This is a genomic window from Flavobacterium sp., from assembly GCF_050696275.1.
In the GTDB taxonomy this organism is placed as follows: domain Bacteria; phylum Bacteroidota; class Bacteroidia; order Flavobacteriales; family Flavobacteriaceae; genus Flavobacterium.
Genome location: NZ_JBOGUT010000009.1, coordinates 22,745 through 37,894 on the forward strand (window position 1 = coordinate 22,745; position 15,150 = coordinate 37,894).

Below are 15,150 nucleotides of genomic sequence, written 5' to 3' on the forward strand. Positions count from 1 at the left end.
AAATCTATTCTTTTGAAACAAATCACATACAAAAACATCCAAATTGGCTATTCCGACACTGGAAAAGGACCTGCTTTGGTCTTACTGCACGGTTTCCTCGAAAATGCAACCATGTGGGGGTTTTATATGGATGTGTTTGCCAAGAATTACCGCGTCATCACTATCGATTTATTAGGTCATGGCCGGACCGAATGCCTTGGCTACATCCATACGATGGAAGATATGGCAGATGCAGTGCATGCTGTCCTAAACAAACTCCATATCCAAGAAGCTGTTTTTACGGGACATTCCATGGGTGGATATGTGGCATTGGCTTTCGCCGAATTGTATCCGAATGCACTAAAGGGAATGGTGCTGCTGAACTCGACTTCTTATGAAGACAGCGAAGAACGCAAAGCCAACCGGGACAGAGCTATTAAATGTGTAAAAAAAGATTATACTACTTTCATCCGAATGTCTATCGCCAACTTGTTCAGTGAAGACAATAGAGAAAGACTGGATGATACCATAGAAGCTGTCAAAATCGAAGCTTTAAAGAACCCGCTTCAAGGTATTGTTGCCGCTCTCGAAGGTATGAAAATCCGTAAAAACCGCGAAGTTCTTTTGCATCTTTCTTCATTTCCCATCCTATTGGTTTTGGGCGAAAAAGATCCTGTACTGAATTATGAGGAAAACAAAAAGCAAATAGACGGAACCAACGTACAATTTGCTTCCTTTCCTGATGGTCACATGACTGCTATCGAAAATAGGGACGAATTAATTCCGGTTCTGCAGGATTTCTTCAAAATGTGCAGCTAATTATTCCTTCCGAATAACAAATCTCTTGTTCTCAATAAACAGTTCTTTTGGTTTGACATCGTTCGGAAACTCGAAATACAAAATCCGTTTGATTTCCTTTTTAGGTTTAATGATGGTTTCAGTAGCTGCATTTCCCTGCAAACTATAAAATCGGTACAAACTGTCCTGCGGGGTCGAAATATACACGTCATCCATATTAAAAAAGTCTTTGCTCCCTTCATTCTTAAAGGTCAGTTTCAGTTTTACAAACATCATCCCTTCATTAGCTTCAATGATATTGGTATAAATATAACTAGGCCCCATCGGATTCGGTATTGGCTGATTTATAATATAATCCTCCGAAATTTTCCCGAACTTAACCGTTAGCCCGTCTACATTGCTCTCCTGAACTGCAAAGCCAATCAACAGAACAAAAACAATCCTGATAAAATTATTTTAATGTGCATACTATTCGTTTTTTTATTCTTTGACGATTAAAAAACCTTCTCCTCAAAAGGAATCCCAACATCTAAAATCTCATTAATAAGAATTACAATCTCGGTTTTAAATGCCTCCAGAACTTCCGTTGTTATGATTGTAGAAATATCTTTATCAATCTTAACTGCAAAAGGCAAAAAGCCTCCTTTCATATTCTTGAACGAAATAATTCCTGCTTCCATTTCCATTCCGTTTGTCTCTTCTTCGTACATAAAAGCATAACACAACAACTGGATGATCTTATCATTTTTGATGTCAAGACTCAAACCGCTCCAGTCTTTCAGCTGAACACTGTTCTTATCCACTTTTCCGGTTTTATAATCGATAATTCTGATTTTTCCGTTCCGAACTTCAATCCTGTCCACATTACCGGCAATAATAACCGAATAAGGCAAACGCGGGTCATCCAGAGTCCTTTTTAAAGAAGTTTCCAATGCCAGCACTTTAAGAGCATCACCATTTTCAATTCCTCTCCGTTCTTCATTCAAAAAATTGAAGACATTTCGTTTTGCCACTTCAAATGCTAAGAGGTTCTTTCCTTTCTTGACTTCCCCTTCTTTGTATATTTCTTTAAACTGCCGGAATACTTCATCATTAGCCAACGCCAGCATCTTATCTATATCTCCAACCGATAAAAAAACATTCAGAAACGGTTTGTATAATTCTTCCAAAGTCTTGTGTATGATGGTACCCAGCGTTTTTAGTGCAATATTTTCTTCTACTTCTTCTGATTCCCGGATAGAAAGTACCCGTTGAAAATAAAACTGAATTGGATTCCGAACGTACGAAGTCAGTGCCGAAGGAGAAAATCCTTTTAAAGTGGCAATTTCCTTCAACCGGATCATAACCGTTTCTGATTTCGGAACACTCATGGGTTCATATGCAATCGTAGGAACAGACGGCTGGATTATTTCATGTGTGATGTTATGCTTCGGTTGCTTTTCAACTTCCAGCTGTGTGATAAAACGGCTTTTCTCGCCTCCATCTAACCCTTCACTTTCGGTATTGTAAAGCAAATAAATATTTTTGGCACGTTGTAGTAAATGGTAAAAGTGATACGTGTAAATCGCATCTTTTTCTTTATACGTTGGCAAGCCCAATTCTCTTTTTACATCAAACGGAATAAATGAATTTACCGATTTTCCGGCCGGAAATTTCCCTTCGTTTAGTGACGTTATGATTACCGTTTCAAAATCAAGAACACGACTTTCAAGTACACCCATAATTTGGAGCCCGGACAAAGGTTCTCCTTCAAAAGAAACCTCAGCAACATCAATTACCTGTTTGTAGATTGTTTGCAACGTCTGAACAGAATCTACATAACTGTTTTTAGCGCAATAGGAAATCAATTTGTTAATCACCTTATATATCGAATACAAGAAAGTTTTAACAACCTTATCTTCCTCAGAGCTGGAATCCAGATTGGATTTAATAATCAGCAAAACCGCCGAAATACTTTCCAGTATCTCCACAGGTTCCTTATCCCATTTTTGAAAAAGCAATTGAAATAATTCGTTTTGATTTTCCTGCAACGCCATTACTTTCTGATGAGTAATGAAAGTATAATTATTCTTCTTGATAGTATCTACCAATCCAAATGCGGAAACATACGACTCGACTATCGGATTTGAAAGCACATCCAAAATGTCTTTGTAATAAAAAATATAACTAGTTTCACTCCTGTTCAATGCATTGCCATGCATTTTAAAAAGTTTGGCAATTAATACCTGAATCGGGTTGTTTTTACTGGAATAACCCATGGTAATATTCAGACTTCCCACGGTTTCGGGCAATGAATGCAAAACCGGAATCAGCATGTTTTCATCTCCTAGAACAATGGCTACCTTATCAAGTGAGGAAAAACTCTCACTACTAATCAATTCTTCAATGAGACTCGCAGTAATTTTAGCCTGGCCGATAGATTTGGCCGTACCTATAATTTGGATGTTCTTTTCAGCAGAAAAATCATTTACAATCCATTCAAACGGATTCGCTTTATAATGGGGCCAACTGTTTTTGAATCTTCTTATAAACAAACCGGTATCGTGAGAGGAATCATTAACAAAAACTGCATCAGCATCCCAATAAATAGATGCCTGATTGGATGCTATAAGATGTTGAATGATTTTTTCTTCAGCTTGGTTTAAGGCATTAAAACCGGCAAAAACAAACTTCTTATTACCAATTAATCCTGAAAAATTATCCAGACTATTAACCGCCTCCCGATAAATTAACCCTTGATAACCAATTCCTTTATTCTTCAAATGAGAGTAAAGGGATTCATAATACAGAGGAAGCAGCTTCCAAAATTCCAAGTAATTATCAATTAGCTGCGTTTTATCCTCAACTTCAATTCCCCAGCGTTTAATGACTTCAATGTCCTGAAGATAGGAGAACACATGACTTGGCTTGAGAAGATATCTGTCGATTTCATTAAAATCCTGTAATAATGTTTTGGCCCAATTAGAAAACAGCTCGAAAGACTGCTGCTTTTCCTTTTTAGTAACTGACAAATAAATCTCATAAAACTCAAATAACAATTCAATGGAATCTATAGAACGGATTTCTGCTATTTCCTGTATAAAATCTTCGATGCTTTTTATTTCAGGCGCAAAAGTAAATTCAGTCAAACATGCTTTAAACGATTCCAAAAGAAAAATCTTAGCTCTTTTATTTGGCAAAATGATTGTCATTTCGGAGAGACTTAGAGTTGCGTCCGAAAGCAATTGTTTGGTTAAAATTTCAAGAAAAGACTGGTTTGCCATTTTATAAAAATAAAAAAAACGTCCCGAATATTCGGGACGTTTTAGAAAATATTTTAGAAAGAAATTATTTTGTTAATTTCACTTCTACTCTTCTGTTTTGAGCTTTACCAGCTTTAGTTTTGTTAGAAGCAATCGGTTTAGATTCACCGAAACCAGCTGAACTTAATCTAGCAGAGTCAATACCATTTTCAATTAAATAGTTTTTAACAGCTGCAGCTCTATCTTCAGATAATTTTTGGTTAGCTGCATCTTTACCATCGCTATCAGTGTGACCTTCAATTGAGAAGTTAGAAGAAGGGTATTCTTTTAAGATCGCAACAATTGATTGTAAAACTGGGTAAGTTTGTTGTTGGAAAGTAGCTTTAGCAGAGTTGAACAAGATAGTTTTAGCGTAGTCATTTAATCTTTTGATTACGTCTTCGCTTACTTCAGGACAACCATTGTTTGCTACAGTACCTTTAACGTCTGGACATTTATCGTCTTTATCTAAAACGCTATCTCCGTCAGTATCTGGCCATGGGCAACCACCGTTATCTCTTGGACCAGCAACAGTAGGACATTTGTCTTTGTTATCAGCAATTCCATCACCATCAGCATCTGGACAACCGCTTAATGCAGGTAAACCAGCAACATCCGGACAAGCATCATCTTTATCAGCGATTCCGTCTCCGTCAGTATCAGGACAACCGTTTAATTCTTTTGTTCCTGCAGCATCTGGACAAGCATCATCTTTATCAGCGATTCCGTCTCCGTCAGTATCAGGACAACCTTGGAATGCAGGTAAACCAGCAACGTCTGGACAAGCATCATCTTTATCGTAGATACCGTCACCGTCTGTATCTTTACCTCCAAATTGGAAAGTTAAACCAGCCATGTGTTGGAAAAGAGAAGGAACTTCAAAAGCACCAAATCCGTTTCTTTCTGTAAATGATTTTTTGTAAGTAGAGCTTAATGATAAACCAACTTGCTCAGTAAACCAGAAAGTCAAACTACCACCAATGTTAGCAGTTGCAGCTGATTCTTCTTCTAACCAAGTATAACCTCCACCAACATGTACAGAAGGGTCAAACCATTTAGATCCGATTAAACTTTTTAAGCTATATCTGATTGTTCCATCAGCAGAGTAATACATTAAATCACCAGGATTAATAACTTCAGTTGTGTTAGCAGAGTGTCCTGGAACCCAGTTAACCCATTTAGTTATTTTGTTAACAGATCCTGTAACTCCTACAGAGAAATTACCACCAACATTTCTTGATACAGTTAAATAAGAAACCGAAGGAAGAATGTTCCAATGATCTTTTACGTCAAAAAATTGTGAAAAGTGATCTTTTAAATTAAAATCCCTCGGGCTGGCACTAGTTCTAGTATCTACTGCGTTGGCTCCGAAAGATATTGCCCATGGGTTGTTGCTGTCTTGTGCAGTAGCACTTAACCCAGCAATCATCAACATGGAAACAAAAAGTTTGTTCAGATGTTTCATACTTAATTTTATTTGATTACAATACGTTATTGTGACAAAAGTAAGTCGTAAATAATTAATTACAAAATGAATTGTTAAAAAAAACCAATAAAAAACTAAAAAAATTTATTTTTTTATAACATTTAGTTCTATTCCTACTTCCGTAAAAGCCTGAATAGCTTTGTCTAAATGTTCTTTTGTATGAGCCGCGGATAACTGCACTCTGATTCTTGCTTTATCTTTTGGCACTACCGGATAGAAAAACCCAATAACGTAGATTCCTTTTTTTAATAATTTATCAGCCATGACCTGTGATAGTTTAGCATCGTACAACATAACCGGGACAATTGCCGAATCACCATCGATAATATCCAATCCTGCTTTCTTCATTCCTTCTTTGAAATAATTGGTATTCCATTCCAGTTTGTCCCTCAAAGATGTATCTTTCTCCAATAATTCAAAAACTTTAATAGAAGCCCCAACAATAGAAGGTGCTAATGAATTAGAAAACAAATACGGACGGGAGCGCTGACGCAAGATTTCGATAACTTCTTTTTTGGCAGTAGTATAACCTCCCATAGCTCCACCTAGTGCTTTTCCTAATGTTCCGGTAATAATATCAACACGTCCTAAAACTTTTTTGGCTTCCATTGTTCCTTTTCCTGTAGCTCCAATAAATCCTGCGGCATGGCATTCATCAACCATAACCATGGCATCATATTTATCGGCTAAATCACAAATTTTATCTAAAGGCGCAACTAATCCGTCCATAGAGAAAACACCATCGGTTACAATTAACTTAAATCGATGTCCCGCTTCAGAAGCTTTAATCAGCTGCTTTTCCAAATCTTCCATATTGGAATTTTCATAACGGTAACGTGCCGCCTTGCACAGACGAACACCATCAATGATAGAAGCATGATTTAAACTATCCGAAATAATACAATCTTCCTCTCCTAATAACGGTTCGAAAACACCTCCGTTCGCATCAAAAGCCGCTGCGTATAAAATCGTATCTTCTGTTCCGTAGAAATCAGCAATCTTTTTTTCCAGTGTTTTGTGAATATCTTGTGTCCCACAAATGAAACGTACAGAAGACATTCCGAAACCATGCGAATCCAATGCGTCTTTTGCAGCCTGTACTACTTCAGGATGTGAAGACAGTCCTAAATAATTATTGGCGCAAAAGTTTAAAACAGTTTCTCCTGTAGAAATAGTGATTTCAGCTCCTTGAGGTGAAGTAATGATTCTTTCTCTTTTGAAGATTCCATTGTCTTCAATCGTTTTCAATTCGCTTTGTAAGTGTTGTTGAATCTTTCCGTACATTTTTATATGTATTTGATTTTTACTAATTAGGTCTACAAATGTACTACTTCTAAATTTTCTCCTATATATATTAGTGATTTTTTCAATACATTGAATCCCATTTCCTGCAATACAGATTCGTAATTATTGATTTGCTTTTCATACTTCGGCTGATGCATTCCGGTTTTATAATCCAGCAGATATGCATCCTTTCCTTTAATCACAACCCTGTCCGGCTTTATGGTTTTGGTTTCTTTTTTAATAATATTCTGCTCGTTATAAATTATTGAATTTCCGTCAAAAAATTCTTCCAATTCCGGATGAAAAACAATTTCAGAAACTGTTTTTTCCACTTGTTCCCTCTGATTTTCCGTTATCAATCCACTTTCCAACGCTTTTATTACAGCCAAAGAAATGTCGTTTTGTGTATTTACAAATGACAAAACTTCATGCAAAACATTTCCAAATTCTATAGCACTCTGCTGATGAGTTCCCCACATTAAAGCTTCTCTTTGTGCAATCTTAACAGCGTCCGGGCTGATTACAGCAATAACCGGTTTGATTTTTACAGGCTCCTGTTTTAATAATATTCTTTCTGATGTTTTTTGGGGATTACCGAATTCATAGGATAAGATTGCAGAGTTAAAATCTTTATAATCTTGTAAAAATTCAATAAAAAACGAAGACAGATTATTAGGCAAGTCTCCCTTTTTCCCTATATTCATTCCTGAAATTATATGCAATTGTTCTTCAGCACGAGTAAGCGCAACATACAAAACATTGACATTATCCAACAGATCTTCCTGGGTTTTCTGACTGTAAACCGCCACTGCATTGTCACCGAAATCATTTACTTTACTAGATTTATCAATCAGAAATTTACCAAAATCCAATTCATCTGCTTGAGAATCGAGCCACATTTTTTCCCTTTTATTTGCACTGTAATTATCTTCTGCAAATGAAAAAATAACCACTGGAAATTCCAGTCCTTTCGATTTATGAATGGTCATAATACGTATCGCATCCGAATTCTCTGACGAGGGCACACTCAATTTATGGCCGCTTTTGCTCCAATAATCCAGGAAATCAGGAATACTCATCTGATATTTCACATCACGTTCCAAAACAATATCGAGAAAATACTGAACATAGGCATTATTGTTTTTGGGCTGTATGCATTTTAAAACCAGAAACTCAACGATCTCATACAGCGATTTCTTCCGTATAGCATAAAAAGAAAGTTTTAACCCGAAGTTTTCCAGCCATTTCTCAAGTTCTTCTTCTTTTTTAAATTGAATTCCTTCAAAAATAAAATCATGGGTTTCGACAGTACCTTCCAGGTTTTCTACCAGATAATACAAGGCGCTGGCCAACGATTCAATATCTTTTTTATCGCTCAGATATTGCAGTAAGTTCAGAATAAACTTTACTTCCGATGATGTATTAATCAAAAGACTCTCTGATGAAATAACAGGAATTTCGTTTTCAGTCAGATAATTGGCCAATAAAACACCATACTTGTTATTTCTGGTCAGCAGAACGATTTCGCCATACGTAAATCCTTCTTTCTTAACTTTCTCTATCGTTCGTAAAGTAGCTTTGAGGTACATTTCATTTTGAGATGCATTCTCATCCTCTTCATCGGCTACAGATTCATTTTCTGTTTTTGGAATAAACGAAATATTCACATAGCCTCCTTTTTTCTGGTTAGCCTTTTGAAAGCTTTGATTTTCATACAAATCCTTATAATCTTCGTTTGAAAATTTTTGAGATAAAAACTTAAAAAAATCATTATTGAAATCGATTATCTGATTGTAACTCCTATAATTGGACTCTAAATCGAAAACCTGTTTTTCTTTATTACTAAATGGATTCTCAGTTTTGGCCAAATGAATAAACTGCTCGGCTTTTCCTCCTCGCCAACGGTAAATAGACTGTTTCGGATCTCCAACAATTAACAGCGACCCTTGTGTTCCCTGCAAATCTTCACTGGACAATGCATTATCAATTAACGGAATCAGGTTTTGCCATTGCATTTCGGAAGTATCCTGAAACTCATCAATAAAAAAGTGCTTGTATTTTTCGCCTAATCGCTCATAAATAAAAGGAGCCGGTTGGTTTTGAATTTGCTCATTAATCAGTTTGTTAAATTCGGAAATAGACAAAATATTTTGTTCTTCCTGAATTTTAGCCAATTGGTTACTGACCGTATTTAGCAACGAAAGCGGTGTGATATTTTTAAGAAAAGCACTGTAAAACAAATACTTTTCAGCAATCGCATTTATTTTTTGAAGGTTTTCAAGCAACTCACTCGAAATAGCATCAACAGCACTCTTCTGTTCCTGAGGTGTTTTTGCAGCGTACCGTTTCCCTTCCGATTCTTCAAGGTATTTATAATGTCCCGTATGTTTCAGGATGTCGCCCGAAGCTAATTTCAAAAAATGTTTGGGAACATAGCTCGAGTAAAAAGAATTGTGCTCGATTCCGTTATTTTCGATTAATGAAAGTGATTTTTTTGCTAAATCGACACTTTGTTCCTGCAATGAATCACACAATTCATCCATTTTATTTTTTAAGTGAATAAATTCCGGAATGGTTTTATTTTTTAGCGACCGGACTTCTTCCCGGTAATTTTCATTCAAAATCAATCGGCCGGTATTCATAATTTCATTGGAAATATCCCACGATTTATCATCATCGGTTTTTTCCATCGTAAAATCAATGAGTAATTTGGTCAAAATCGGATCTTCTCCCGCTTGTGCCACAATTGCATCTACCGCTTCCTGCAATAAATTTTCGGTATCAAGCGAAACATCAAAAGTAACAGGTAAATTCAAATCAAAAGCAAACGAACGGATAACTTTGTGTGTAAACTTATCTATCGTGGAAATATCAAAAGCAGCATAATTATGAATGATATTTTTGATAATTGCTTTGGCTTTCTCCGTAATCTGAAAGAAATTCAAATGGGTTTCCCTGCTAATATCCTGCATTAAATTAATCGATTTCTCCGAAGGATTTTCTTTGGTAAAATCGAACAAGCTGTCTATAATCCTGCTTTTCATCTCGTGAACCGCCTTATTGGTAAAGGTAATAGCCAGAATATTCCGGTAAGCATCTTCCTTTTTTGAAGTTAAGATGATTTTGAGATATTCCTTGACCAAAGTATACGTCTTCCCCGAACCGGCTGAAGCGTTGTATATAGAGAACGCAGGAGTTTTCAAATAAAAGCGATTAGAGTTTTAACTTATAGTGAAATAAAAAAATACTATTTCCTTTTCCAAAGTTAAATGTTTAATTTTGATTTGAATTAATACTAATCATTTTAAAAATTTATATTATGTCATTTGAACTACCGAAATTACCTTATGCATACGATGCATTAGAGCCACATATTGATGCCAGAACAATGGAAATTCACTATTCTAAACACCACAATGCTTACACCACTAATCTAAATGCAGCGATTGCAGGAACAGATATGGAAGGAAAAACCATTGAAGAAATTTTAAAAAACCTTGATTTGACCAAAGCTGCGGTACGTAATAATGGTGGTGGTTTTTTTAATCATAATTTATTTTGGACAGTGATGTCTCCAAATGGAGGCGGATTACCAACAGGAGAATTAGCAACTGCTATTGATACTGCTTTTGGAAGTTTTGAGGAATTTAAAGCACAATTTTCTAAAGCCGGAGCAACACAATTCGGTTCTGGATGGGCTTGGCTTTGTGTAAAAGACGGAAAATTGGAAGTTTGCGGAACACCTAATCAAGATAACACATTAATGCCAGGTGTAGGTTGTGGCGGAACACCAATCTTAGGAATGGACGTTTGGGAACATGCTTATTATTTGAACTACCAAAACCGCAGACCGGATTATATTGAAGCTTTCTTTAACGTAATCAATTGGAATGAAGTAGCCAGACGTTATGCGGAAGCAAAATAACAAAGCGTATTATAATCAAAAAGCCGGAAAATAAATTTTCCGGCTTTTTTTATATTATTTAATTTAATTTCAATAAAAAAGGTGAAATTACTTTCACCTTTTTTGCCCCAAATCTACCATAAACTTAACCTACTTATGTAATGGTGAGTCAAAGATATATGGTGGATGTTTTGTTGCCAAATAAAATCGGTGAACAGTCAATAAAATCGATATGCGGTATATTATTTTTATCATCTAACTGAATTTAGTTAGAAAGAAATTTAACTGAATTTAGTTAAAAACAGTCTTCAAAAACAACTTTGATTTCCTTGTGAAGTTTCGCGGGCTTAACTTATATAAAATAAAAAAGGTAGAAGTTTAGTTCTACCCTTTTTGCCCCAAATCTACCATAAACTTAACCTACTTATGTAATGGTGAAGCAAATGTATATTGACGTTATGCAGTTGCCAAATAAAATCGGTGAATTGTATAAATAATCGTTGAAAGACATTTTTATGCTTTTTTAGAGTGTCCAAACGTCCTTTTCTTCATAAAAATTAGTGAACCAGGCCGGTTGCACATGTAAGATAATCCTTCAAAAAACAGCAGTCTCCAGAGTTTTTCGAAAAAATAATATTCAAATTAGTGAATTCCCAATAGATCTATTTTGTTTTAAAAACAGAGACTACTAATTGTTGTTTTTTTGCCTTTCTGAAATCTATTTAGGTGTGTTTATAATTTCATCAATGACTCCGATACGGAAAACAGATATTAACTGTAGTAGTTTTTTAATTCGCTCAAATATTTCTCCGTCTTTGGCAACCTATTTAACCAAACCATTTTTTTTTGCATTATCAGCAGGTTATTAGTTGCTGTTTAGCAGAATCAACCTCACATTTCTGTTTTTAACATAAAAAAATACCAAGAGTAAGATGAATTGTCTCGCTCTTGGCATTGTATTTCAAAAAAAGAGTTTAATTAATAAGCTCTAGCGTCTTTTCCTTCGTAAAAATTCATGAAAGCACGGTTCACTACACGGTTTCCACCGTCTGTTGGATAATCCCCTGTAAAATACCAATCTCCTAAATTTTTAGGACAAGCCTTGTGTAAATTTTCTACCGTTTGGAAAATAATTTTCACTTCCGCTTTTACCGATGATGATGTTAGCATTTCAGCAATTTTATCTGAAACTTCCTGATCTGTGAATGGCGCATAAATTTCGTTGACATAATTCACGACTTCGCTGTCGCTTAAATTTTCCTGCGCTTTGCATTTAACATAGACTTCATCAACAATATGGTATAGGTTTCTTTCTTTAAGCAGTGCCAAAGCCGCTCTAAAAGCCACAAGTCCTTCCAATTTTGCCATGTCAATTCCGTAGCAATCCGGATATCTGATTTGTGGTGCTGATGACACGATAACAATCTTTTTAGGATGCAGTCTGTCCATCATCTTGATGATACTTTTCTTCAGGGTTGTTCCACGGACAATGCTGTCATCGATAATAACCAAATTATCGGTTGGCTGAATCACACCATAAGTCACATCATACACATGAGCAACTAAATCATCTCGGCTGCTGTCTTCAGTAATAAACGTACGCAGTTTTACATCTTTTATAGCTACTTTTTCGGTGCGAAGCTTAACAGAAAGGATTTCCTGTAGTTTTTCAGTACTTAAAGCTTCTTTATTGGCTAAAATGTCGGCAATTTTTCTTTGGTTTAAGAAATCCTGTGCCGCTTCCACCATACCGTAGAACGATGTTTCTGCAGTATTTGGGATATAAGAAAAAACAGTATTATCAGTGTCATCATTAATAGTCTCAAGAATTGCCGGAAGTATTAATTTCCCCAAATCTTTTCTTTCCTGATAAATTTCAGCATCACTTCCTCGTGAAAAATAAATCCTTTCGAAAGAACAAGCTTTCAATGGCAAAGCTTCGCGGATTTTTTCATCTAAAACCCGACCATCTTTCTTAATAATAAGGGCGTGTCCCGGTGTAATCTCCTGGATTTTTTCAAAAGGAACATTAAATACCGTTTGTATTACCGGTCTTTCAGATGCTACTACCACGATTTCATCGTCTTCGTAATAATAAGCGGGCCTGATGCCTGCCGGATCACGGGTTACAAAAGCATCTCCATGACCTAAGAGCCCCGCCATGGCATAACCACCATCCCAGTTTTTGGACGCGCGTTTTAAAATACGGGCTACATCCAATTTTTCTGCAATAACCGGTGATGCTTCTCGTTTCGATAATCCTTCGTTCTTACATTCCTGATAAAGATCCGTCACTTCGTCATCCAGAAAATGACCTATTTTTTCCATTACGGTTACCGTATCAGCCATTTGTTTTGGATGTTGCCCTAATCGGACTAAATCCTCAAAAAGCTCCTTGACGTTTGTCATATTAAAGTTTCCGGCTACAATCAGATTGCGGTGCATCCAATTATTCTGACGCAGAAAAGGATGAACATTTTCGATACTGTTTTTACCAAACGTTCCATAACGGACATGGCCTAAAAACAATTCTCCTACGTATGGAATGTTAGCTTTTTGAAGCGCTACATTATTTCTGTACTCTTCATGTGCTTCTAATTCATCTGCAATGCGCTGGTTAATTTGTCCGAAGATATCCTGAATAGGCTGTGCCTGATTGGAACGGATGCGGCTAATGTATCTTTGACCTGCCTCAACATCTAATTTTATGCTGGCCAATCCTGCTCCGTCCTGACCACGGTTATGCTGTTTCTCAAGAAGAAGATACATTTTTTCGACTCCATAAAAAGCGGTTCCGTATTTCTCTTTGTAAAACTCTAATGGTTTTTTTAATCTTAAAAGGGCAATGCCACACTCGTGTTTTAATGCGTCACTCATGTTGTTGTGTTGTAGTTAAGTAAATAAAAAAAGCCCCAAACATTGTTCAGGGCTTTACGTATCATGATAATGCTATATCGAATTGAGTTAGCGATTTAAATTGTTTTAATCTCGCATGTACTTCTTCTTTAGTAAGGCTGATCATTCTTTCGGTTCCAAACTTCTCTACACAGAAAGAAGCTAAATTTGAACCATGAATAATCGCGCTTTTCATATTTTCGAATGAAATGTTTTCGCTCTGCGTAATAAATCCTGCAAAACCTCCTGCAAATGTATCCCCTGCTCCTGTCGGATCAAAAACTTCCTCCAGCGGTAATGCCGGTGCAAAGAAAACCTGTTTGTCGTGAAACAATAATGCTCCGTGCTCTCCTTTTTTGATCACCACGTATTTTGGCCCCATCGCTTGGATTTTTGCAGCTGCTTTCACTAATGAATATTCTCCTGACAGCTGACGTGCTTCTTCATCATTAATCGTAATGACATCTACACGCTTAATAACATTCAGTAAATCTTCCAGAGCACAGTCCATCCAAAAATTCATGGTATCTAAAACCACTAATTTTGGTGTTACCTCCATTTGATCCAAAACACTGCTTTGTACTATCGGATGTAAATTTCCAAGCATTACAACATCAGCATTTTTGAAATTTTGAGGTACTTTCGGTTGAAAATCAGCCAGAACATTCAATTCTGTAGCTAAAGTATCTCTCGAATTTAAATCGTTATGATATTTCCCGCTCCAAAAGAAAGTTTTCCCTCCTTTGACTACTTCAAGTCCTGAAATATCAATATTCCTGTCTTTTAATAAATTAATGTATTCCTGCGGAAAATCTTCTCCTACAACAGAAACAATAGCGGACTGTAAATTGAAATTTGAAGCTGAAAGTCCAATATAAGTTCCTGCGCCTCCTAAAATTTTATCGGTTTTCCCAAAAGGTGTTTCAATTGCATCAAAAGCAACTGTTCCAACAATTAATAATTTGTTCATAAAATGAATTGAAAATTAAAGGTGCAAATGTACGATTAAGTTTTCGGAATTACTAGTCGATTATTTTGGAATTTAATCCTCCTGATTATTTTCATAAAATGCATCAATTGACAACTTTTCCTGAGTGGACGCCATTACGGCTAATTCGTCACAGCGCTCGTTTTGCGGATGGTTGTTATGCCCTTTTATCCACTTAAAATCGACTTGATGCTTGCGGTATATTTTCAGAAAACGCATCCATAGATCCGGATTTTTCTTTCCTGTAAAATTTTTCTTTTCCCACCCGAAAACCCATTTCTTTTCAACAGAATCGACCACGTATTTAGAATCAGAAACCACCAGAACTTTTGTTTTTGGGTTTTTCAGTTTTTCCAACCCTACAATTACAGCCAGTAATTCCATTCTGTTATTAGTAGTATGTCTAAACCCTTCATAGAACTCCTTTTTATAATTGGATCCAACTAATTCCATGACAACACCATAACCTCCGGGGCCTGGGTTTCCTTTGGCAGCACCATCGGTATAAATATGTACTTCGTGACTTGAATTCAAA

General features: G+C 36.2%; 10 protein-coding genes. 2 read left to right on the forward strand and 8 right to left on the reverse strand.

Annotation, left to right across the window (positions count from 1 at the left end; translation table 11 throughout):
• The first annotated feature begins 12 nt into the window (after nt 1-12).
• On the forward strand, nt 13-798 hold the full coding sequence (locus ACRDEC_RS06610) for an alpha/beta fold hydrolase (protein ID WP_431497546.1): 786 nt from the start codon (nt 13-15) through the stop codon (nt 796-798).
• On the opposite strand, the gene ACRDEC_RS06615 is transcribed toward ACRDEC_RS06610, so the two are convergent.
• From ACRDEC_RS06615 to ACRDEC_RS06635, 5 genes are all read right to left on the reverse strand, one after another.
• Nucleotides 799-1,203, reverse strand: coding sequence for a hypothetical protein (locus ACRDEC_RS06615; protein WP_431497547.1), 405 nt, complete (start codon nt 1,201-1,203; stop codon nt 799-801).
• A gap of 68 nt (nt 1,204-1,271) precedes the next feature.
• Complete coding sequence (locus ACRDEC_RS06620; RefSeq protein ID WP_431497548.1) at nt 1,272-4,040, reverse strand: PD-(D/E)XK nuclease family protein; 2,769 nt, start codon at nt 4,038-4,040, stop codon at nt 1,272-1,274.
• A gap of 64 nt (nt 4,041-4,104) precedes the next feature.
• Nucleotides 4,105-5,523, reverse strand: a complete 1,419-nt coding sequence (locus ACRDEC_RS06625; RefSeq protein ID WP_431497549.1) for an OmpA family protein — start codon at nt 5,521-5,523, stop codon at nt 4,105-4,107.
• A 105-nt stretch (nt 5,524-5,628) separates the two neighbouring features.
• Nucleotides 5,629-6,828, reverse strand: a complete 1,200-nt coding sequence (gene kbl / locus ACRDEC_RS06630; RefSeq protein WP_431497550.1) for a glycine C-acetyltransferase — start codon at nt 6,826-6,828, stop codon at nt 5,629-5,631.
• Between the two features lie 32 nt (nt 6,829-6,860).
• The gene (locus tag ACRDEC_RS06635; RefSeq protein WP_431497551.1) at nt 6,861-10,031 is read right to left on the reverse strand and encodes a UvrD-helicase domain-containing protein; all 3,171 of its coding nucleotides are present in this window, start codon (nt 10,029-10,031) and stop codon (nt 6,861-6,863) included.
• 116 nt (nt 10,032-10,147) lie between these two features.
• Here ACRDEC_RS06635 and ACRDEC_RS06640 point away from each other — a divergent pair, with 116 nt between their 5' ends.
• The gene (locus ACRDEC_RS06640; protein ID WP_431497552.1) at nt 10,148-10,753 is read left to right on the forward strand and encodes a superoxide dismutase; all 606 of its coding nucleotides are present in this window, start codon (nt 10,148-10,150) and stop codon (nt 10,751-10,753) included.
• A 957-nt stretch (nt 10,754-11,710) separates the two neighbouring features.
• Here ACRDEC_RS06640 and ACRDEC_RS06645 read toward each other — a convergent pair.
• The 3 genes from ACRDEC_RS06645 to rnhA all read right to left on the reverse strand — a co-directional run bounded on the left by ACRDEC_RS06645 (nt 11,711) and on the right by rnhA (nt 15,149).
• Nucleotides 11,711-13,609, reverse strand: coding sequence for an amidophosphoribosyltransferase (locus ACRDEC_RS06645; protein WP_431497553.1), 1,899 nt, complete (start codon nt 13,607-13,609; stop codon nt 11,711-11,713).
• A gap of 61 nt (nt 13,610-13,670) precedes the next feature.
• On the reverse strand, nt 13,671-14,597 hold the full coding sequence (locus ACRDEC_RS06650; protein ID WP_431497554.1) for a PfkB family carbohydrate kinase: 927 nt from the start codon (nt 14,595-14,597) through the stop codon (nt 13,671-13,673).
• 72 nt (nt 14,598-14,669) lie between these two features.
• Nucleotides 14,670-15,149, reverse strand: a complete 480-nt coding sequence (gene rnhA / locus ACRDEC_RS06655; RefSeq protein ID WP_431497555.1) for a ribonuclease HI — start codon at nt 15,147-15,149, stop codon at nt 14,670-14,672.
• Nucleotide 15,150: the final 1 nt, after the last annotated feature.